Annotated in this window: 18 protein-coding genes; 14 read left to right on the top strand and 4 right to left on the bottom strand. The window is 65.8% G+C overall.

All coding sequences use genetic code 11. The annotated features are described in order from the left end of the window. Window positions 1-10 precede the first annotated feature (10 nt). From BM197_RS01165 to BM197_RS01155, 3 genes are all read right to left on the bottom strand, one after another. A complete protein-coding gene (locus BM197_RS01165) occupies window positions 11-745 on the bottom strand; it encodes a LysM peptidoglycan-binding domain-containing protein (RefSeq protein WP_090708083.1) in 735 nt (244 codons plus the stop codon). Window positions 746-1,001: 256 nt separating this feature from the next. Next, complete coding sequence (locus BM197_RS01160) at window positions 1,002-1,715, bottom strand: DUF305 domain-containing protein (protein ID WP_218151791.1); 714 nt, start codon at window positions 1,713-1,715, stop codon at window positions 1,002-1,004. Between the two features lies 1 nt (window position 1,716). Next, complete coding sequence (locus tag BM197_RS01155) at window positions 1,717-2,412, bottom strand: thioredoxin-like domain-containing protein (RefSeq protein ID WP_090708079.1); 696 nt, start codon at window positions 2,410-2,412, stop codon at window positions 1,717-1,719. A 304-nt stretch (window positions 2,413-2,716) separates the two neighbouring features. Between BM197_RS01155 and BM197_RS01150 the strand changes: the two genes are divergently transcribed. The 12 genes from BM197_RS01150 to BM197_RS01095 all read left to right on the top strand — a co-directional run bounded on the left by BM197_RS01150 (window position 2,717) and on the right by BM197_RS01095 (window position 19,181). Next, window positions 2,717-4,084 (top strand): cystathionine beta-synthase, encoded by a 1,368-nt coding sequence (locus BM197_RS01150; protein WP_090708078.1) that lies wholly within the window; start codon window positions 2,717-2,719, stop codon window positions 4,082-4,084. Window positions 4,085-4,221: 137 nt separating this feature from the next. Continuing rightward, window positions 4,222-5,394, top strand: a complete 1,173-nt coding sequence (locus BM197_RS01145; RefSeq protein WP_090708912.1) for a cystathionine gamma-synthase — start codon at window positions 4,222-4,224, stop codon at window positions 5,392-5,394. A 139-nt stretch (window positions 5,395-5,533) separates the two neighbouring features. Next, window positions 5,534-6,958, top strand: coding sequence for an MFS transporter (locus BM197_RS01140; protein WP_425435660.1), 1,425 nt, complete (start codon window positions 5,534-5,536; stop codon window positions 6,956-6,958). A gap of 174 nt (window positions 6,959-7,132) precedes the next feature. Then, window positions 7,133-8,152, top strand: coding sequence for a LacI family DNA-binding transcriptional regulator (locus BM197_RS01135; protein ID WP_090708076.1), 1,020 nt, complete (start codon window positions 7,133-7,135; stop codon window positions 8,150-8,152). 454 nt (window positions 8,153-8,606) lie between these two features. Beyond that, complete coding sequence (gene chvE / locus BM197_RS01130) at window positions 8,607-9,686, top strand: multiple monosaccharide ABC transporter substrate-binding protein (protein WP_090708074.1); 1,080 nt, start codon at window positions 8,607-8,609, stop codon at window positions 9,684-9,686. A 95-nt stretch (window positions 9,687-9,781) separates the two neighbouring features. After that, window positions 9,782-11,311, top strand: a complete 1,530-nt coding sequence (gene mmsA / locus BM197_RS01125; RefSeq protein ID WP_090708072.1) for a multiple monosaccharide ABC transporter ATP-binding protein — start codon at window positions 9,782-9,784, stop codon at window positions 11,309-11,311. A 28-nt stretch (window positions 11,312-11,339) separates the two neighbouring features. Then, entirely contained in the window at window positions 11,340-12,581 is a 1,242-nt protein-coding gene (gene mmsB, locus BM197_RS01120) for a multiple monosaccharide ABC transporter permease (RefSeq protein WP_090708070.1), read from the top strand. A 44-nt stretch (window positions 12,582-12,625) separates the two neighbouring features. Continuing rightward, entirely contained in the window at window positions 12,626-13,972 is a 1,347-nt protein-coding gene (locus BM197_RS01115; RefSeq protein WP_143094956.1) for a sugar ABC transporter ATP-binding protein, read from the top strand. A 14-nt stretch (window positions 13,973-13,986) separates the two neighbouring features. After that, window positions 13,987-15,642 (top strand): xylulokinase, encoded by a 1,656-nt coding sequence (locus tag BM197_RS01110; protein ID WP_090708066.1) that lies wholly within the window; start codon window positions 13,987-13,989, stop codon window positions 15,640-15,642. Then, the gene (locus BM197_RS01105; protein ID WP_090708064.1) at window positions 15,639-16,370 is read left to right on the top strand and encodes an L-ribulose-5-phosphate 4-epimerase; all 732 of its coding nucleotides are present in this window, start codon (window positions 15,639-15,641) and stop codon (window positions 16,368-16,370) included. The genes BM197_RS01110 and BM197_RS01105 overlap by 4 nt, the downstream gene beginning before the upstream one ends. Before the next feature lie 80 nt (window positions 16,371-16,450). Beyond that, a complete protein-coding gene (gene araA / locus BM197_RS01100; RefSeq protein ID WP_090708062.1) occupies window positions 16,451-17,968 on the top strand; it encodes an L-arabinose isomerase in 1,518 nt (505 codons plus the stop codon). Window positions 17,969-18,092: 124 nt separating this feature from the next. After that, window positions 18,093-19,181 carry a glycerate kinase gene (locus BM197_RS01095; protein ID WP_090708060.1) on the top strand — a complete coding sequence of 363 codons (1,089 nt, stop codon included), beginning with the start codon at window positions 18,093-18,095 and terminating at the stop codon, window positions 19,179-19,181. Between the two features lie 75 nt (window positions 19,182-19,256). Here BM197_RS01095 and BM197_RS01090 read toward each other — a convergent pair whose 3' ends face one another. Next, window positions 19,257-20,237 (bottom strand): N-acetylglucosamine kinase, encoded by a 981-nt coding sequence (locus tag BM197_RS01090; protein ID WP_090708058.1) that lies wholly within the window; start codon window positions 20,235-20,237, stop codon window positions 19,257-19,259. A gap of 93 nt (window positions 20,238-20,330) precedes the next feature. Between BM197_RS01090 and BM197_RS01085 the strand changes: the two genes are divergently transcribed. Both BM197_RS01085 and BM197_RS01080 read left to right on the top strand, forming a co-directional pair. Then, window positions 20,331-21,299: a MurR/RpiR family transcriptional regulator gene (locus BM197_RS01085; protein WP_090708056.1), complete on the top strand. Its 969-nt coding sequence runs from the start codon at window positions 20,331-20,333 to the stop codon at window positions 21,297-21,299. Next, window positions 21,292-22,047 (top strand): sugar isomerase domain-containing protein, encoded by a 756-nt coding sequence (locus tag BM197_RS01080; RefSeq protein ID WP_090708054.1) that lies wholly within the window; start codon window positions 21,292-21,294, stop codon window positions 22,045-22,047. Before BM197_RS01085 ends, BM197_RS01080 begins: the two co-directional genes overlap by 8 nt. The last annotated feature ends 34 nt before the right edge of the window (window positions 22,048-22,081 follow it).

Genomic DNA, 22,081 nt, shown 5'->3' with positions numbered 1-22,081 from the left:
TTTTCGGTCGTTAGCGGTGGGCCTTGCTGAGGTTGAGGACTTCTCCGGTCTGGAGGAGGGGGTACCGGATATGCGTTGTGCGAATCGGGTTGAGGTAGAAGAGGTCCGTCACCGTGATCCCGAATCGCGCGGCCACCTCGACGGCGAGGTCGTTGCGCGCAACGGTGTAGGCCAGCGGATCGGTGCCCATGAGCGTTACATCGCCCGTCGCCCCGCCGGTCTTTCCGGTGTCCGCGACGATGAGTCCTGGCCGCATGTCGGGCAGCGTCCAGGTGAGGATCGCACTCGACAGAATCGGGACGTAGCATCCGTTCTGGCTCGCGACCGGGTCGAAGTGGCTGATGATGACCGTGTCGAGGAAGCTCGGATCGCCGTGGGTGAAATCCTTCGGCAGCGGAAAGGACTGCAGCATCCCAGCTGGCAGGTTGCCGTACGACATGGTCATGATCGACGTCGTGCACTCCGAGCCGGGCGGCACAACGTGCGGTGACACGCGCAGTTCGACCTCGCCGGCGTTCTCCGACCGGAAATCGATCAACCGCAGCTCGAAGGTACCCTTCCCGGTGACCCGCACGTCGACGTCGCCGGAGATGCTGTCGCTGCCGACCAGTCGGCCGGTAGCGACGACGGAATGGACGTCGAGGATCGGTGGCGCGACGGTGGGTTTCGGTGTCGGCGCCGCGGATGCCGCAGGGGTCGTTGGCGTCGGAGTGGCGGAGTTTTCTGCGTCCCGGCGAACGTGCACCCGCTTAAGAGTGTCGACACAGCTAGGGCGATGGTGACGAAAACGTGCGGACGTTGGGTCGGTGCCACGGCGCTCCTCCGGGCCGCGGTCAGTCCGCCGTCGCCGTGAGCCGAGGCTAGCGCAGGGGGTGAGGGGCCGCGAGCACCCGATCGGGGGTTGCCTCTGGTCGGGCTGCCCGATGAGCCCGGTGGGGCGTTTCCGACCACCGAAGCGATGCGCCGCGGACGCCACAGGATCCGATGACTCTGGACCGCAGCTACGCGGCCGGACGCTCCGCGAGCATGTCGTTCATGAGGTCGATCTCCGACTGCTGGCTCTCCACCACGCCAGTCGCAAAGGTCCGCACCGTGTCGTTCGTGCTGCGGTCGAGCACCGCGTTCGCCATCTCGATCGCACCCATGTGATGGGCGATCATGAGTTCGAGGAACATCCGTTCGGCAGGGACACCGGTCAGGCTCTTCAGTTCCGTGATCTGCTCGGGAGTTGCGAGCCCAGGCATCGGCTCGCCCGGCTTGTGGGCGCTCTCTTCCGAGCCGTGGTTGTGGCCTTCGCCCTTGAGGGTCGGACGCATCATCCACGTCATCTCGGGCTCCGGGGAGTGCGCAGGCAGACCCCAGATGTCGAGCCAGCCGCTCATCCGGCCCGACTGCCCGCCCTGCGTCAACGCGATGTCGTAAGCCAGGACCCGAACTGCTTCGTCGTCCGTGAGGTCACGGATGATCATCGCCAGTTCCACACCCTGGTTGTGGTGGGTCTGCATGTCGCGAGCGAACCCGGCCTCCGCGCTTTGCGTCGTCGGCGTCGGATCACCCAGCGTCGACAGGCGGCCGACGGAGAAGGCGATGATCCCGACAACGACGATCGCCGCGAGGGCGAGCAGAAGAAGGGCGAGCGGAGACCGCTGCCGTGAAACCGGAGCCGACGAATCCTCGGATGCCGAGGCATCCGGTTCGAAGGCGGTGTCGGTCAACTTACGCCTTGCCCGGTCCGTCGACGGCACCCGTGCACGGGGCGTTCGGCTCGGGAACGTCGCCGCTCTTCCAGTACTCCTCGAGGAACTCGCCGATCCGCTCATCGGATGCCTCGTCGACCTGCAGCTGGACATCCCAGCCGGAGAGGACGATGGGGGAGGGCAGTCCCTCGAACGGGGAGAGGATCACGAACGTGGACGGCAGCTTCGTCTTCAGCAGGTCGAGTTCCTCGGCGGAGATCGACGGGTCGTAGGTGACCCAGATGGCGCCGTGCTCAAGGGAGTGCACCGCGTTCTCGTTTGCCTGCGGTTCGGTGTAGACGCCGCAGTTGAGCCACGCCGGGTTGTGGTCGCCACCGGCGGGAGGGGTCTGCGCGTACTGCACAGCCGTCTCGACGTGCTTGTTGGTGTTGGTGAACGTCTCCACGCCTTCGATCTCGGCCCCCGAACCACCGGCGGTGTAGCTTGCGGACCTCGGTGTCGCGATCACCAGGGCGGTCACCAGGAACGCGACGATCGCGACACCGGCGACGATGGCGGTGATGATCCCGATCCGCTTGGTGCGGCGCTTCTTCGCCTGCTCCTTCTTGAACGCCTCGACTTTGAGGGCGCGCTGTTCGGCACGCTGTTCCTTGATCGTCAGCTGCTTCGCAGGGTTGCCGCTCTTGCTACCGGGGGAATCGCTTCGCGGGGTCACTGTGGCCTCTCGTTTTGTCGGGGGAACCCGGACATGGCGCAGTGCACAGAGAATCCGGGTGTCCACTCAGTTTAGAACCCGGAATTCCTGTTTGCTGAGAGCAGGCGGTGAACGGATGCCCCCGCCGTCGCCCCCAGAATGGCCGCCGTCCCGCTGCGGCGGGTCCACGCGCACCCGCCACTCGCCTCCGGCGCGAACCTGTAACAGAACGGGACCAGCGGCTAGGCTCGAACGGACGGCCACGAGCCGCTCCCGGGCCACCGGCATCCGCGCCCGACGCACACCCATCACCGAACGGACGAATGTGAAGTACGCAGAGAGCATTGTCGATCTCGTGGGAAACACCCCGCTGGTCAAACTCAACCGGGTGACCGACGGCATCAGCGCCACCGTGCTGGCCAAGGTCGAATACCTCAACCCAGGCGGAAGCGTGAAGGACCGCATCGCGGTGCGCATTCTCGACGCGGCGGAGGCATCCGGTCAGTTGAAGCCGGGTGGAACGATCGTCGAACCGACGAGCGGCAACACCGGCGTCGGCCTCGCGCTCGTTGCACAGCAGCGCGGATACCGCTGCATCTTCGTTGTGCCCGACAAGGTCGGCGAGGAGAAGCGGAACGTCCTGACTGCGTACGGTGCAGAGGTCGTGGTCACGCCGACCTCCGTCGCACCGGAGGACCCCGAGTCGTATTACAGCGTCTCCGACCGGCTCGCCGCCGAGATTCCCGGCGGCTACAAGCCCGACCAGTACTTCAACCAGAACGGTCCGCTCAGCCACTACGAGACCACCGGTCCTGAAATCTGGAACGACACCGATGGCCGCATCACCCACTTCGTCACCGGCGTCGGCACCGGCGGAACGATCACCGGCACCGGTCGCTACCTGCGCGAGGTGTCGAACGGCGCCATCCGCATCATCGGCGCCGACCCCGAAGGCTCCGTCTACTCCGGCGGAACTGGTCGCCCGTACATGGTCGAGGGCGTCGGCGAAGACATGTGGCCGGGCGCGTACGACCCGGGTGTCGTGCACGAGGTGATCCCGGTGACGGATGCCGAATCCTTCGCGATGACGCGCAGGCTCGCCCTCGAAGAAGGGCTCCTCGTCGGCGGATCGAGTGGCATGGCCGTCGTCGCGGCGCTCAAAGCAGCCCGCGACCTGGGACCCGATGACGTCGTCGTCGTGCTCCTCCCGGACGGCGGACGCGGCTACCTCGCCAAAATCTTCAACGAACAGTGGATGCGCTCCTACGGCTACACCGATGAACCCACCGACGGCCAGACGGTCGGTGATGTCGTGCGGGCCGTGGCTGGTGAAGTTCCCCCGTTCCTGCACGTCCGGCCGACCGACACGCTGCATGACGCCATCAGCCGCATGGCAGAACACGGTGTCTCCCAACTGCCCGTGATCAGCGCCGAACCGCCGGTCGTGATGGGTGAGGTCGTCGGGGCCGTGTCCGAAAGTTCCCTGCTCGACAGCGTCTTCTCCGGGGACGCGCAGGTGACGGATGCCATCGCAACCGTCAACCAGCCTCCCCTGCCGGTCATCGGGTACGGAGAGTCCCTGACGGCGGCGCGGGCGGCGCTGAAAGCATCCGACGCCCTGATGGTGGCCAAGGACGGCAACCCGGTCGCGGTTCTCACGCGCCAGGACCTGCTGACCTTCCTCAGCGAATGACCTCAAATTCAGGAGATTGACCCATATTCAGGAGATTGCAGCAGACACGCCGTCCGGGCGACCCGTCGCACGGCGTGTTGCACGGGATCTCCGCAATTTGCAGCAGCACAGAACACGACGACGAGCAGGGAGACAGCATGAGCGCCGAGAAGAAGAACAGCGGATTCGCCACCCGGGCGATCCACGCCGGACAGGACTTCGACCCGACGACCGGAGCCGTGATCCCCCCGATCCACCAGTCGTCGACGTTCGTGCAGACGCATATCGGCGGCCTGCGCAACGGCTACGAGTACGGCCGGGGAGGCAACCCGACCCGCAACGCGCTCGAGGAGCAGCTCGCGGCGCTCGAGGGTGGCACGCACGGTATCTCGTTTTCATCCGGGCTCGCCGCTGAAGACGCACTGCTGCGCGGCATCCTCAAGCCCGGCGACCACATCGTGCTCGGCAATGACGCATACGGCGGAACCTACCGCCTGATCAACCGCATCTTCGGTGCATGGGGTGTCACCCACACTGTTGTCGACATGTCGAACCTGCGCTCCGTGCAGTCGGCGATCACCGAGAACACCCGGGTACTGTGGGTGGAGACGCCCTCGAACCCGCTGATGAAGATCACCGACATCGCTGAGCTGGCCGAGATCGGACACGCCGCGGGACTCACCGTCGTCGTGGACAACACCTTCGCCTCGCCTGCGCTGCAGAACCCCCTCGCTCTCGGTGCCGACGTCGTCGTGCACTCGACCACGAAGTACCTCGGCGGGCACTCCGATGTCATCGGCGGCGCCCTTGTTCTCAACGACGACGACATCCACGAAAAGGTCCGGTTCATGCAGTTCGCCGCCGGTGCCGTCTCGGCGCCGATGGACGCCTTCCTGACCAGCCGCGGCATCAAGACCCTCGATGTGCGGATGCAGCGTCACTCTGACAACGCCGAAGCGCTCGCTGTGTACTTCGCCGAGCACTCGGCCATTGAGACCGTGTACTACCCGGGCCTCGAGTCGCACCCGGGGCACACCCTTGCGGCGAGCCAGATGTCGCGATTCGGCGGGATGCTCGCACTCGGCTTCGCGGGCGGAGAACGGATCGCACGCCGGTTCGCCGAGTCGACGCGGGTGTTCCAGCTGGCGGAGTCCCTCGGCGGCGTCGAGTCGCTCGTCAACTACCCGGCTGAGATGACGCACGCCTCCGTCGCCGGCACGGAACTCGCCGTTCCCGCCAACGTTGTGCGGCTGTCGGTCGGCCTGGAGTCGGTCGATGACCTGCTCGCCGACGTCGACCGGGCGGTCGGGAAGGCACTCAAGAAGCGCTGAGTGCGCATAACTCAGTCTCGGCGTCCACGACGGCCGTCGGCGGGCCCGCAAACTCGGGCCCGCCGACCGGCCGGTTGCACTGCCAGGCTGAGTTACGCGCAGGCGAGACGCGTGCCCTGGGGAGGGTTAAGCTCGACTGGTGACGTCCGACGCCAGGCTTGACGCGGCATCCGGAAACCAAGCACCGGATGCCCCGCGCGGGATCTTCTCGTCCCGCTACCTGTGGGTGACGATCGGCGCCTGTGCACTCGTGTTCCTCGCCGCGTTCGAGTCGCTCGCCGTCACGACGATCATGCCGCTGGTCAGCGACGACCTCGACGGCGCTGCACTCTACGCGCTTGCGTTCGCCGGTCCGCTCGCCACCGGCGTCATCGGCATGGTCTTCGCCGGCAACTGGTCAGACCGCAACGGCCCGATCGCGCCCCTGCTCACCTCGGTTGCAGTCTTCATTGTCGGGCTCCTCGTCGCCGGCCTCGCGACCGACATGACGATGTTCCTCGTCGGCCGCCTCGTGCAGGGACTCGGTTCAGGCGCCATGAACGTCGCACTGTATGTGGTCGTCGCCCGAATCTACCCACCGACGCTTCACGCCCGCATCTTCGCCGGGTTCGCCGCAGCCTGGGTGGTCCCCTCGCTGATCGGGCCGTTCGCGGCCGGTATCGTGGCCGAGGCCACGAGCTGGCACTGGGTGTTCCTCGGGGTCGTCGTGCTCGTGCTTCTCGCCATGCTCATGGTCGTGCCGGCGATCCGGATGCTGCGCGGCGGCCCGCAGCCGGACCCCTCGACGCGACCCGGCTGGGCTTTCGGCAAGATCGCCTGGGCGCTCCTCGCTGCCGCAGCGGTGCTCGGCCTCAACCTCTCCTCCCAGCTCGACGGCGCCCTCGTTGGGGTCGTCGCCGTTCTCGCCATCGTGGTCGCACTCATCGCCGTGCGACCCCTGATTCCTGTCGGCACCCTCCGAGCCGCCCGTGGGCTCCCCGCTGTGATTCTGCTCCGCGGTCTCATCGCAGCGGCGTTCTTCGGCGCCGAGGTGTATATCCCCTATCTCCTGACCGACCGCTACGGGTTCTCGGCGTCACTCTCCGGGCTCGCGCTGACCGGTGCAGCCCTCACCTGGGCAACGGCATCCTGGCTGCAGGGGCGGCTCGACGGCATCCTCAGCCACGTGAACGCGATGCGGATCGGAACAGTCCTCGTCCTCGTGGCGATCGCCCTCGCCGTGGCAACGGCTGCAGCCGAACTCTCCCCAGCGGTGGTCATCGGCGGATGGCTTCTTGGCGGCGCGGGGATGGGGCTCATGTATCCGCGGCTGAGCGTGATGACGCTCTCATACTCCACCCCGAGCAACCAGGGCTTCAACAGCTCTGCCCTGTCCATCTCGGATTCACTCGGCGCGGCGCTTGCCCTCGCGTCGACCGGTATCGTTTTCGCGGCCCTGGTCGGAATCGGCGGTTCGTGGCCGTTCGCGGGGTGCTTCGCCCTCGCCGCGGTGATCTCCTGCGTCGCGCTCAGCATCGCCTCACGGGTGGGAACCGGGCGGTGCATCGACGACGCGCGGGTATAGCGTTCGCGGCATGCTCTGTTTGAATGAGCAAAGTCTCCGCATGTGACAACGTGTGACAGGGCTCGGAGCCCGTCACATGGTCGTCACATTTCCCCCCACGATCCGCTTGGGGGCGTGCATAATTGACGTAATAGTGCGGATGTGACCGTGCACATACGGGAGCGGGTTTCGACAATGGCCGACAGCATCGATCGAGGCCGAGCGCCGAACATCCGTGATGTCGCGCGCCTCGCCGGGGTGAGCCACCAGACCGTTTCACGCGTTCTCAACAACCACTCCAGCATCCGAGAGTCGACGAAGCAGCGGGTGCTCGACGTGATGAGCGAGCTGCAGTACCGGCCGAACCGGGCTGCGCGGGCGCTCGTCACCAGCCACTCCCGGACCATCGGAGTGCTCGCCTCCCAGCGGTCGCATTACGGCCCGTCGAGCATCATCCAGAGCATCGAGACCGCAGCGCAGGATGCCGGTTACTTCGTGACGACCGCGAACATCACCAAGGCGGATGAAGATTCGATCGTCACCGCGCTCGACCACCTCAACGCGCAGGCCATCGAGGGGCTCGTCATCATCGCCCCGCAGGTGCGCGTGCTGCGCGCGATCTCCAATCTGGACCTCCGGGTCCCGTTCGTCACCATGCACACGACCGGCGGTGACGACGACCACGCCGTCGCCGTCGACCAGGTCGCCGGCGCACGGCTCGCCACCCGCCACCTGATCGGGCTGGGGCACCGCAACATCTACCACCTGGCCGGTCCGCAGGACTGGATCGAGGCGGAAGCGAGGATGCACGGTTTCCTGCAGGAGATGAACGCCCAGGATGTTCCCACGACCGCTCCGATCCTCGGCGACTGGTCTGCCGAATTCGGCTACTACGCGGGCCGGGAACTCATGCGGGTGCGCGACTTCACGGCGATCTTCTCGTCGAACGACCAGATGGCGCTCGGTTTGATGCACGCGATCCGCGACGCCGGCCAGGATGTTCCGCACGACGTCTCGATCGTAGGGTTCGACGACATCCCGGAGGCGGCGCACTTCTGGCCCCCGCTGACAACCGTGCGCCAGGACTTTCCCGAACTCGGGCGACGCTGCGTCGCCCAGCTGCTGGGGACGATGGGGAAGTCGACGGAGGGGTACACCGGCCGGATCCAGCCGGAGCTCATCGTGCGTGCGTCCACGGGCGCGCCCTCGTTCTAACGTGCTTTCCTCAGGCATGTGGTGCTCGCGCGGGCGTTGTGGCCACCCGCGGGTGTTGTTACGCCTGCGCGAGGCACATTCACCCGCGCGAGCTTGCGGCGCGGGGCATCCGAAGCTCGGTTATCAAATCGAGACATTCCGACTTGACATCATTGTGGGTTCTCTGCGTAACATGTGAGACACAATGTGAACGGTCACATTACGCCACCGAAATCGACAGCGTCGAGTTCGACCGTGTCGAAGTTCAGTGACGAAGGAGTCCCCCCACACTTTTGCGGTTACCCGCCCCGGCTTGCTTCGGCAGTCGACTCGAGCATGGCTTTCATGGACGCAGCCTGCTCTCGCGGTCCACCACCCTGTCTGAATCTCAGACGACAACGACGTCCATGGCACCGATTACAGAGAGGTAAACACAGTGAAAAAAATTCTCATCGCTACGCTTGCGGCCGGCGCAATGGTCGTGTCGCTCGCAGCTTGCTCAGGGGGCGGCGCAGGCAGCGGAGGCGGCGAAGGCGGAGGCGCTCTCGTCGGCGTTGCCATGCCGACAAAGTCGAGCGAGCGCTGGATCCAGGACGGCGACGCCGTCAAGAAGCAGCTCGAAGACGAGGGTTACAAGGTCGACCTGCAGTACGCAGAGGACGACATCCCCACGCAGGTGTCCCAGATCGAAAACATGATCACCAAAGGCGCAGAAGCCCTGATCATCGCATCGATCGACGGAACGACGCTCACGCAGGTCCTCCAGGATGCCGCTGACGCCGAGATCCCCGTCATCGCCTACGACCGCCTCATCCGCGACACGGAGAACGTCAGCTATTACGCGTCGTTCGACAACTACAAGGTCGGCGTGCAGCAGGCCAACTCGGTACTCAACGGCCTCGGCCTGGTCGACCTCGACGGTGCTCCGGTCGACGGCGCCCCTGCTGGTCCGTTCAACATCGAGATGTTCGCCGGTTCGCCCGACGACAACAACGCGACCTTCTTCTGGGACGGCGCGCAGGACACCCTGAAGCCCTTCCTCGACGCGGGCACGCTCGTCGTCAAGAGCGGACAGACCGACTTCGAGCAGGCTGCAACCCTCCGCTGGGACGGCGAAACCGCCCAGAAGCGCATGGAGAACATCCTGACGTCGAGCTACTCCGACGGCTCCAAGGTGAACGCCGTGCTGTCGCCGTACGACGGCATCTCGCGAGGCATCATCTCGGCACTGACCGACGCCGGCTACTCGACCGGCGACGAATGGCCCATCATTTCGGGTCAGGACGCTGAGATCGACTCGGTGAAGGCCATCGCCAACACCGGTGAGCAGTACGCAACGATCTTCAAGGACACCCGCAAGCTGGCAACGGCTGCGGTCGAGATGACGATCGCCGTTCTGAACGATGAAGAGCCCGAAGTGAACAACGAGAAGGACTACGACAACGGCAAGTTCGTCGTCCCGTCGTACCTCCTCGAGTCGCAGATCGTGGTCAAGGACAACGTCAACGAGGTCCTGGTCGAGTCCGGCTACTGGACCGAAGAGGAAATCGGCTAAAACCGATTCCCAACTTGACGCCGGTGGGGGAGTAGATTCTCCCCCACCGGCAGTCACGCAATGAAGCAGGTTTTCGGTATGGAGAAGGTGCGGAAGTGACCACAAACATCCTCGAGATGCGCAACATCACCAAGACGTTCCCGGGTGTCAAGGCACTGTCGGATGTCACACTCGACGTTGAGCGCGGGACGGTCCACGCCATCTGCGGCGAGAACGGGGCGGGCAAGTCGACGCTCATGAAGGTCCTCTCTGGCGTGTACCCTCACGGCACGTACACCGGAGACATCGTCTTCGAGGATGAGACAGTGGAGTTCAAGGACATCCGCGACTCGGAAGCCAAAGGAATCGTCATCATTCACCAGGAGCTGGCTCTCAGCCCGTACCTGTCGATTGCCGAGAACATCTTCCTCAACAACGAGCAGACCGGACCACTCGGGCTGATCGACTGGAACAAGACCAACCATGAGGCGGCCAAGCTGCTCGCCCGCGTCGGGCTGAAAGAGAACCCGACCACCAAGATCCTCGACATCGGCGTCGGCAAGCAGCAGCTCGTCGAGATCGCGAAAGCGCTCTCGAAGCGGGTGAAGCTGCTCATCCTCGATGAGCCGACCGCAGCCCTCAACGACGAGGACTCCGACCACCTGCTCGACCTGATCCTGCACCTCAAGGGGCAGGGCATCACGTCGATCATCATCAGCCACAAACTCAACGAGATCAAGAAAGTCGCCGACACCGTCACCGTGATCCGCGACGGCAAGACCATCGAGACCATCCAGAAAACGGATGTCACCGAAGAGCGCATCATCAAGGACATGGTCGGTCGCGACCTCGAACACCGCTACCCCGACCACACGCCGAACATCGGCGCCGAGATCCTGCGGGTCGAGGACTGGACGGCCCACCACCCGCAAGACCCCACCAGGGTCATGGTCGACGAGGTCAGCCTCAACGTCCACGCCGGTGAGATCGTCGGCATCGCCGGCCTCATGGGTGCCGGCCGCACCGAGTTCGCCATGAGCCTCTTCGGCCACACCTACGGCACCCGGATCTCGGGCAAGGTCTTCAAACACGGCATCGAGATCAAAACCCGCACCGTGTCCGAGGCGATCAAGAACGGCCTGGCCTACGCGACCGAGGACCGTAAGCACTACGGCCTCAACCTGCTCGAGGACATCAAGCGCAACATCGCCCTTGCCTCGCTCGACAAGCTGTCGAGCAACGGCCTCGTCAACGACAACGAGGAATACAAGATCGCCGACGGCTACCGCAAGAGCATGAACATCAAAGCTCCGAACGTGCTGGCCAAGACCGGCAAGCTGTCCGGTGGCAACCAGCAGAAGGTCGTGCTGTCGAAGTGGATCTACTCCGACCCGGATGTCCTCATCCTCGACGAGCCGACCCGCGGTATCGACGTCGGCGCCAAGTACGAGATCTACGCGATCATCAACGCCCTCGCGGCTGAGGGCAAGGGGATCATCGTGATTTCGAGCGAGCTGCCCGAACTCCTCGGCATCTGCGACCGCATCTACGCCCTCAGCGAGGGACGCATCACCGGCCAGCTCCCCATCGAGGAAGCCAGCCCGGAATCCCTCCTCAAACTCATGACCATGGAAAAGCCGCGCTAGAGCGCCGCCACCAAGGAGAATCGCGACAATGACAAACACACAGACCCCGGTGACCGAGGAAACCGCCGCAGGCGGTGGAATCCACCCGACCGAGAACAAGTTCACCAGCTGGCTCAGCCACCTGCTCGCGGACCTCGGCAAGAATGGCATCTTCCTCGCCCTCCTGGCCGTGGTGATCTTCTTCGCCATCGTCACCGACGGCATCCTGCTGCGTCCGCAGAACATCTCGAACCTCATCGTCCAGAACGGGTACATCCTCGTGCTGGCCATCGGAATGGTGATGATCATCATCGCCGGGCACATCGACCTCTCGGTCGGATCGGTCGCGGCATTCGTCGGCGCCTGCTCGGGTGTCTTCGCGGTCTCGTGGGGCCTGCCGTGGTGGCTGTCCATCATCCTGTCGCTCGGAATCGGCGCGCTCGTCGGCGTCTGGCAGGGTTTCTGGGTCGCCTACGTCGGCATCCCGGCGTTCATCGTGACGCTGGCCGGCATGCTCATCTTCCGCGGCCTCGCGCTCGTCGTGCTCGGTAACGCGAACATCGGCTCGTTCCCCACCGAGTACCGCGCTCTCGGCAACGGCTTCCTCAGCAACGTGTTCGGCGACCTCGACCTCGACCCGCTCACCCTCATCGTCGCTGCCATCGCGGTCGTCGCGCTCATCGTCGGTCAGTTCCGCACCCGCGTGGCCCGCCAGAAGTACGGCCAGGAGGTCGAGCCGATCGTCTGGTTCGTCGCCAAGCTCGTGCTCATCACGCTCGCCATCGGATTCTTCGCCTACGCTCTCGCCAGCTACAAGGGCATCCCCGTCACGCTCATCGTTCTCGCCGTCCTCGTCCTGATCTACGGCATCATCATGAACCGCAGCGTCTTCGGCCGCCACGTCTACGCGATCGGCGGAAACCGCCACGCTGCAGAGCTGTCGGGCATCAAGACCCGCAAGACCGACTTCCTGCTCTTCGTGAACATGGGAGTGCTCGCCGCCCTCGCCGGGCTCATCTTCACCGCCCGCCTCAACCTCGCCGGGCCGAAAGCCGGTGACGGGTTCGAGCTCGAAGCCATCTCGGCAGCGTTCATCGGTGGAGCCGCGGTGCAGGGCGGTGTCGGCACCATCGGCGGCGCGATCATCGGTGGTCTGATCATCGGTGTCCTCAACAACGGCATGTCGATCCTCGGCCTCGGAATCGAGTGGCAGCAGGCGGTCAAGGGCCTCGTCCTGCTCCTCGCCGTCGCCTTCGACGTCTACAACAAGCGTCGTTCAGGCGGAAAGTAACGAAGCGCGGGTCGCCGGCCTGTCCGGCAACCCGCGTACTTACCATGGAAGAGAAACGGATGCCCCTCAGCGGCGCGCTGCCGGACGGTGCCCGGCTGATCGCCGTTCTCGGCGACCCGCCCGCGGTCGACGGCGTGCCCGTCCTCGGCGTCGAGTCGCTTCTCATCCCACTCCAGACCGTCGCCGACAACGTTTTGCTCGGTGCAACCAGCGGGTTTTTCCTGAACAAATCGAGCCGGGAGCGGCGTGCGATGGAGCTGATCGACCGCGTTGGGCTGGCTGTTCCGCCGACGACGCCGGTCTTCGAGCTCGACGCCGTCGACCAGCGCATCGTCGAACTGGCTGGGATCCTTGGGCGGACGCCCGAGGTCGTGCTCGTCGATGACCGTTCGAGCCGCTTTGACGCAGCTGAGGCGCTGCGCTGGCACACGGCTCTCGCCCACGCGACCGAAGTTGCGCCTGTTCTTGTCGCGGTGAACACGCTTGCCGATCTCCGGTTCAGCCCCCGCGCTGTCGACTGTGTCGCGGTTCTCCGAGCAGGCGACGTGGTGGGCACGGCGGGTCCCGCGGACACGGATCGCCTGCTGGGGCTTCTCGTTGGCGACGGCCCGGCTGTAACGGAGAACGCCGACGACGCGCCAGAGAATCGACCGTTCGGCCCTGTCGTTCTCGAGCTCCGGAACATCTCCGTCTCCCACCCCGTCCACCGTGAGCGGATGCTCGTTGAGGACGCTTCGCTGGCCGTGCGAGCGGGGGAGATTGTGGGACTGGCAGACGCGCAGGACCTCGTGCTCGGGGTCTTCGGCGCTTCCTCCGGCGGTGAGGTGAGCGGAACGATCCTGCTCGACGGCGCGCCGGCCGACCTGTCTACGGTCGAGCGGGCCATCGCATCCCGGGTGCTGTTCATTTCCGAACATCCGCCCACATATGACATCGGTCTCCTCGGCGGCATCCCGACGAGTGTCTCCGGTGAGAAGCTGGCGCGGCTTGCCCGGATGGGGGTCATCGACCGCCGTAGGGAGTACCTTCCCCGGCAGGCGCCATCGATGCTCATCGACGCCCTCTCCGGTGCGCGGTCGCGGCCGTCGACCGCCGCCATGAACGAGGTCCTGGCGGGCTGGGTGGCGAACCCGCCGCGCGTCGCCATGATTACCGAGCCGTTCTCCGGGCTGTCTCCGGCCGAGCAGGGAAAGCGTCGCGCGCTGATCGAGCGCATCGCGGCGGCCGGTGTGGCTGTGATTCTCGAGTCGACCGAGCCTGAACAGCTCGTCGGGCTGAGTGACCGCCTTCTCCTGCAACACGGACGACGCCTCGCCACCGAACTTCGCGGTGAAGACGCAACTCTCCGCGGGGTCGCGGCTTTCCGCACCCGCACCGATTTTCCAACCTGAGATTGAAGGACCATGTGACGAACCAGCAGGTGCCCACCCCCGGGCGAGCCGAGAACGACTCCATCCGGGACGCGCTTCGGAGCGGGAAGACCTCGCTCGGAATCGAACTGGGTTCCACCCGTATCAAGGCCTGCCTCATCGGCGAGGACGCGGCAACGGTGCTCGCTACGGGGAGTTACGAGTGGGAGAACGACTTCATAGACGGAGTGTGGACATATTCGCTTGAGTCCGTGTGGTCTGGTCTGCAGGCGGCTCATGCTGCCCTTGTCGCCGACACCGAACGCCGCTATGGCGTTCTCCCGGAGCGTTTCGGTGCGATCGGGGTCTCGGCGATGATGCACGGCTACCTCGCCTTCGACGAGTCGGACGAGTTGCTCGTGCCATTCCGGACGTGGCGCAACACAACCACCGGCGCCGCCGCGGCAGAGCTCTCGGAACTATTCAAAGTGAACATTCCGCTTCGATGGTCGATCGCGCATTTTCACCAGGCAGTGATCGACAACGAGCAGCACATCCCTGACGTGCGGTTCATGACGACGCTGGCTGGGTACGTGCATTGGCAGCTCACCGGCGAGAAAGTGCTCGGAATCGGCGACGCGTCGGGGATGTTCCCTATCGATTCGCCGGCGAAAGACTACGACGCCAAGCTTCTCGCCCGGTACGACCGCTTGGCCTCCGAGAAACCACCGGCGCCGAGAATCGCCGATCTTCTGCCCAAGGTTCTGGTCGCAGGAGAGTCAGCCGGACGGCTCACCGCCAAGGGCGCCTCGCTCCTGGACCCGACGGGCACACTGAAGCCCGGCACCCCGTTATGTCCGCCAGAGGGCGATGCTGGGACGGGCATGGTAGCCACGTGTTCCGTGGCGCCACGTACCGGTAATGTCAGCGCCGGCACAAGCATCTTCGCGATGGTGGTGCTCGAGCGCCCACTCGACGAGGTGCATCACGAGCTCGACGTCGTCACCACCCCGGCCGGGGATCCAGTGGCGATGGTGCACTGCAACAACGGCGCGAGCGAGCTTGCCGCGTGGGTTGGCCTCTTCAGCCGCTTCTCAGTCGCGGCCGGCGCCACCGTCGACTCCGACGCGGTGTTCGACGTTTTGTTCCGCGAAGCGCTCGAGAGCGAAGCTGACGCCGGAGGCCTGCTGGCCTACAACCACCTGTCCGGTGAGCCGATCGCAGGGCTCACCGAGGGCAGGCCTCTGTTTGTCCGCACACCCGACAGCCGGTTCACGCTCGCTAACTTCATGCGCGCTCAGCTCTACGGCGTGTTCGGCAGTCTGAGCCTCGGTATGCGCGTCCTGGCTGAGGAGGGCGTCGCCTTGGACCAGATGTTCGCGCACGGAGGCGTGTTCCGCACCGCAGGGGTAGCCCAGCGGTTTCTCGCCGCGGCGCTGAATGCGCCCGTATCGGTTACCAAGACTGCCTCTGAAGGCGGGGCCTGGGGTATTGCGGTGCTGGCCTCATACCTGTCAGAAGCAGGATCAGGCCAGAGCCTCGACGGGTACCTGCGCGAGCGGGTATTCGGTGACGCAGCATTCGAGAGCACTGATCCAGATGCCGCAGACGTCGCCGGATTCGCCACCTACCTCGACCGCTACCGCGACGGGCTCGCCGTCGAGCGCACTGCCGTTACCGCGCTCCCGCTGAAAAGAGAGGCCCACACGTGAGCACATTCTCCCCTGAAATCGAGGTCGCCATTGCACGGGTGCGCGCCGACGTCGCACGACTGCACGGCGAGCTCGTACGCTACGGACTCGTCGTCTGGACCGGCGGGAACGTCTCGGGCCGTGTGCCCGGCGCCGACCTGTTCGTCATCAAACCCTCCGGTGTCTCGTACGACGACCTGGCACCCGAGAACATGATCCTCTGCGACCTCGACGGCTCCGTCATCCCCGGTACCCCAGGGGCGGAGCGGTCACCGTCGAGCGACACGGCCGCGCACGCATACGTTTACCGGCATATGCCGGAGGTCGGCGGTGTCGTGCACACCCATTCCACCTACGCGGTCGCCTGGGCGGCACGCAACGAACCCATTCCCTGTGTCATCACCGCCATGGCCGATGAGTTCGGCGACGCGATTCCCGTCGGGCCGTTCGCGATCATCGGCGACGACTCGATCGGCCGCGGGATCGTCGAAACCCTGACCGGGCACCGCAGTCGCGCCGTGCTCATGGCCAACCACGGCCCGTTCACCATCGGCAGCAACGCGAAGGATGCCGTCAAAGCGGCCGTCATGGTCGAGGACGTCGCCCGCACCGTGCACATCTCCCGCCAGCTCGGCGAGCCGGTGCCGATGCCGCAGTCCGCCATCGACTCCCTGTTCGACCGTTACCAGAACGTCTACGGCCAGGCGCCGCAGGGGGCGCTTGCCAGTTCGCAGGACCCCGGCCGCTGATCGCCCCGCTGATCGAGTAGGCCGCCCGCGGCCGTATCGAGATCCCCGACAAGCCCCATCCAACTCCCAAGGAGACATCCATGCCGAAACTCACCACCTCACTCGACGCGTACGAAGTCTGGTTCCTCACCGGAAGCCAGAACCTCTACGGCGAGGAGACCCTCCGGCAGGTGGCCGATCAGTCGCAGGAGATCGCGCGGACCCTTGGTGCAGCATCCGATGTGCCGGTGAAGGTTGTCTGGAAGCCGGTGCTGAAGGACTCCGAGTCGATCAGGCGTGCGGCCCTCGACGCCAACGCGGACGACCGGGTCATCGGCCTGATCGCCTGGATGCACACCTTCTCGCCCGCGAAGATGTGGATCGCTGGCCTCGACGCTCTGCGGAAGCCGCTGCTGCACCTGCACACCCAGGCCAACGTCGCGCTGCCCTGGGGTGAGATCGATTTCGACTTCATGAACCTCAACCAGGCAGCGCACGGTGACCGTGAATTCGGTTACATCCAGACCAGGCTCGGGGTCTCCCGCAAGACCGTCGTCGGCCATGTCTCCAACCCTGCCGTCACGGCACAGGTGGGCACCTGGATGCGCGCCGCCGCTGGCTGGGCTGCCACCCACGAGCTCAAGCTCGCCCGCTTCGGCGACAACATGCGCTACGTCGCCGTCACCGAGGGTGACAAGACCGAGGCTGAGCTGCGCTTCGGTGTGCAGGTCAACACCTGGGGAGTGAACGAACTGGCGGATGCCGTCGCGGCAGCATCCGAGAGCGACATCGACGCCCTCGTCGCCGAGTACGAAAAGTTGTACGACGTCGTGCCCGAGCTGAGGAAGGGTGGCGACCGCCACTCGGCGCTCCGCGACGGTGCAGCGATCGAGATCGGGCTGCGTTCCTTCCTCGAGGAGGGCGGATTCGGGGCGTTTACGACGTCGTTCGAGGACCTCGGCGCCCTCAAACAGCTGCCAGGACTGGCCGTGCAGCGGCTGATGGCCGAAGGTTACGGGTTCGGCGCCGAGGGAGACTGGAAGACCGCGATTCTCGTGCGCGCGGCATCCGTGATGGGGTCCGGCCTGCCCGGCGGGGCGTCGCTCATGGAGGACTACACCTACCACCTGGTTCCCGGTGAGGAGCAGATCCTCGGCGCGCACATGCTCGAGGTCAGCCCGGGCCTCACTTCCGCGAAGCCGACTCTCGAGATCCACCCGCTCGGCATCGGTGGCAAGGACGACCCGGTCCGGCTGGTCTTCAACGCCGACCCCGGCCCCGCCGTCGTCGTCGCGATGAGCGACATGCGCGACCGGTTCCGCCTCGTCGCGAACGTCGTCGAGGTTGTCGAGCCTGCCGAAGCGCTGCCCAACCTTCCGGTCGGGCGCGCGGTGTGGAAGCCGCAGCCGTCGTTCGCGACCTCCGCCGCTGCCTGGCTCACCGCCGGCGCCGCGCACCACACCGTGATGAGCACCGCGGTGGGCGTGGACGTGTTCCGGGACTTCGCCGAGATCGCCGGCACCGAACTTCTCGTCATCGACGAGGGCACCACCCTCGACGGTTTCGCCCGCGAGGTTCGCTGGAACAACGCGTACTACCGGCTCGCACAGGGGTTCTAGGGGCTTTACGGCCCGGTGCACCCCCAACAGGTGAACAGCACTGAAAAGTGCTGATTCCTCCTGTTGAGCGTGCATCCGCGCCTCATTGCCCGGTTGGGCGGTGCGAGCGTGGCATTGTGGAGTCATGACAGACCTCCGAGTGGCGATCGCGCCTGACTCCTTCAAAGGCACAGCGACCGCCATAGAGGTGACGACCGCGCTCGCCGAAGGCTGGCTCTCGGTCCGCCCCGGTGACAGCCTGATCCGGATGCCGCTTGCAGACGGCGGCGAAGGAACCCTCGACGCGTTCGAACTTGCCGTGCCCGGCGCCAGGCGGATGCCGGTGACCGTTGCCGGCCCGGACGGGCGACAGGTCGAGGCCAGCTGGATCCTGCTGCCGGACAACTCCGGCGTGATCGAGCTCGCCGTAACGAGCGGCATCACCCTTCTCGATCCGCTGCAGCCTATGGATGCACACACCCTCGGCTTCGGGCAGGCCATCGCCGCTGCCATCGATTCCGGCGTCGACCGGCTCTACCTCGCCATCGGCGGGAGCTCCTCCACCGACGGTGGCGCCGGAGCCCTCACCGCGCTTGGCGCCACATTCTTCGACGAGGACAATCGCCCGATCGCCCCGGGTGGGCACGGGCTCGCCAGTGTCGCGTCGATCGACACGTCACACCTCCGCGCGGTCCCGGCCGGCGGGGCGATCATCCTCAGCGATGTGACGAACCCGCTGCTCGGCCCCAGCGGGGCGGCCGCGGTGTTCGGTCCGCAAAAAGGCGCCAGCGAAGCGCAAGTCGCCGAACTGGACCAAGGGCTTCGCCGCCTGGCTGCCGTCCTCGGCACAGACCCCGAGACGCCAGGCGCAGGCGCCGCCGGTGGCACCGGCTTCGGCTTGATCGCCTGGGGCGCCGCGATCGCCTCCGGTGCCGACGCGGTAGGCACGGTGATGCGTGCACCGGAAGCGGTGTCGTCTGCAACGGTGGTCCTCACTGGCGAGGGCCGCTTCGACGGACAGTCCGACGCGGGCAAAGTGCCGTCATACGTTCGGTCACTGGCGGAACAGGCCGGAGTTAGGCCGATGCTCGTCGCCGGTGCGATCAGCGCGGAACCGACCGGGTTCGCCGCTGCGGTGTCGCTGACCGAGCTCGCCGGAAGCGCGGATGCCGCCATGGGCGAGACCGTGCACTGGCTGCGGGAGGCCGGCGCTCACCTCGCACAGAGCCTGTAGGCGCGGACTCACCCGGTTCGGACGGAAGCAGCCGCCGTGCCGCGTGAAGCCGTCCGGAGCGGGTGAACCGGCGAGTCAGCGGAGGGCGGCGAGACTCGTCACGATCCGATCGAACACCTCGGGTCCCACATCGACGCCTGCCGCCCGGAGGCTCAGCACGATTGCGCCGACCATCCCGTCCGGGACCTGGTGCATCCGGGTCACCCTGCCCGCGGCCGCAGCCGCGACCGACTCCGCCACCACCCCCTCCTGCGCCAGGATGCTTCCGCCGAGAACAAGCGGACCGGTCACCGCGGGCGACGCGATTGCGGTGAACAGGTCGGCAAGCGCGTCGGCGGCGTCGGCCAGGATCGCCTTCGCCGTCGCGTCGTCTCGGGCGGCGAACGCCAGTGGTGCGAAGCGAGACAGCTCGACGGGACGCAGGCGGTACAGCGCGTCTGTGGCAAGGCGCAGTGACTCGAGCCGGCCGCTTTGAACGAGCTCTCCCGTCGCCGGGATGCCGAGGTCCTCGAGCAGCAGGGCGGTGAGAGCCGTCGGGCCCGTGCGTCCGTCGAGGGCGGCGACGACAGCGCGGGCGACCCGGTGCCCGATCCAGAAACCGGATCCGACATCCCCGAGAAGCCACCCCAGCCCGTCGGCTGATCGTTCGACGAGACCGGAACGCACACGGATGCCCGCCGATCCGGTTCCGGCTACGACGCCGTAGCCGTCTGGCTCCCAGGTGCCGGAGAAAAAGGTGGCGAGGAGGTCGGACTCCAGCCGGATTGGACCGTCGAAGCCACGGTTTTTCAGAGGGCCGGAGATCCAGTCCGTCGAGGCATTGACACTCATCCCGGCCATGGCCATAAGCACAGGTCCGACGTCCGACGGCGCGGCACCGGTCGATGCCACAGCGCCCTCTGCCGCAAGGCCGAGCTGGGACGACGCGTGCTCCAGACCCGATGAGACGGGGTTTCCGCCACCGGCCCGGGCGTAGGCAATGCAGCGACCGGTCGGGTCGAGGAGCGTGGCCCGGGTGGATGTTCCACCGGCGTCGAGAGCGAGGAGAAGAGGCATTGTTACCAACTTGTAGTGAATCGTCGTTGACCACAGTGAGCACTAAGAATAGTTTTCAGTCAAGCGATAAGCCAGTGAAACGGATTTTCAGCTATGACGACGACGTCAGCGACCGGCACCACCGAGGGCGGTGTCCGTGCATCCCATCGCATCCAGGCCAACCTGCCACAGATGTCGAGCGTCATGGTGAAAATCGCTGAACTCCTCCTCGAGAATCCGACAGCTCCGCTCGAACTCTCGATCACCGAACTCGCCGAGCGAGCCGGGACATCAGCCGCCACCGTCACACGGTTCTGCCGGCTGATCGGATACTCGGGTTACGTCCAGTTCCGCGTCGGCGTGGCCAGCGACATTGGGCGCGGCAACGCCCACGATTCGTGGCGGGCGGACATCGGCCGCGCGTTTGACCCGGACGACTCACCCCGGGACGTGCTTGGCACGCTGCTGAACTCGCACATGCACTCACTCCAATCGACGGCGGACCGTATCGACCTCGAGACGGTCGCCGAGATCGCCCGGCGGATCAGCGTGTGCAGCCACCTCGACATCTACGGGATCGGCGGAAGCGCTGGCATGGCCGCCGAGATGCAGAGCCGGCTGTACCGGATCGGAATCAACGCCCACTGCTGGGGCGAGGTACACGGCGGCCTGACGAGCGCCGCGATCCTCGACGAGGGTGCGATGGCGCTCGGCATCTCGAACACCGGTCGAACCGAAGAAACCATCCAAATGCTCTCCCAGGCGAAATCCTCAGGGGCGTTCACGATCGCCCTCACCAACAACGCCGACTCCCCGCTCGGCGAGGTCGCCGACGTCACGGTCATCACCGCAGCACCCGAGCTCTACCTGCAGCCGGACGACCTGTCCGCCAAGCACTCGCAACTCTTCGTGCTCGACCTGCTCTACCTGCTCGTCGCGCAACTCGACTTCACCGAAATCGCCACCCGGCTCGCGGCATCCGCGATGGCCGTTTCCGAACATCGGCGCCCCGGCCGCCCCGCGCGCGGATCACGCCGGACTATCCAGCCCCAACCAGTCTCCGGGAGCACCTCACATGTCTGACCTCGTCCCGGAATTCCTCGCCCAGGCCACCAGCCGTCTCGAAGCGATCGCCCAGGCCGCATCAGCAGGGGCATACGACGAAGCGATCGACCTGATCGTCGACGCCCTCGACAACGGTGGAGTCGTCCAGGCATTCGGCACAGGACACTCGCAGGCCTTCGCGATGGAGATCGCCGGCCGCGCCGGTGGGCTGATTCCGACCAACAACCTCGCCCTGAGGGATGTCGTGCTGCACGGCAGCCGCGACGTGTCGGCTCTCGGCGGGTCGAGCCTCGAACGGGACCCGTCCGTCGTCGATGAACTGTTCACCGTCTCGCCGATCAACCCGGCAGACGTCTTTATCATTGCGTCGAACTCGGGCGTCAACGGTTCCGTCGTGGGCGTCGCGCTGCGGGCGAAGGAACTCGGCCACAAGGTCATCGGGGTTACGAGCATCGAACACACCAGCGCCGTGGAGCCGAAGCATCCGAGCGGCAAGCGACTGAGCGAGATCGCCGACGTCGTCATCGACAACCGGGCGCCGTTCGGCGACACCACGCTGTCACTGCCCGACGATGTCGGAGTGGGGGCGATCTCCTCGATCACCTCAGCGTTCATCGCACAACTGCTCACCATCGAAGTGTCCAGCCGGATCTCGGAGCGCGGGAATGTTCCGCCGCTCTACATTTCGGCCAACATCCCCGGGGGAGACGAGCACAACTCAGCCCTCGAGAATCTCTATCGCGATCGGATCCGACGCACCGCCTGACCCCAAGAGTCCCACCCACACGGAAGGTACACAA

This window comes from Mycetocola miduiensis (assembly GCF_900115155.1).
Taxonomy (GTDB): Bacteria; Actinomycetota; Actinomycetes; order Actinomycetales; family Microbacteriaceae; genus Mycetocola_A; species Mycetocola_A miduiensis.
The sequence above is the reverse complement of the archived record's forward strand: the minus strand, read 5'-3'. Positions and strand labels throughout refer to the sequence as shown.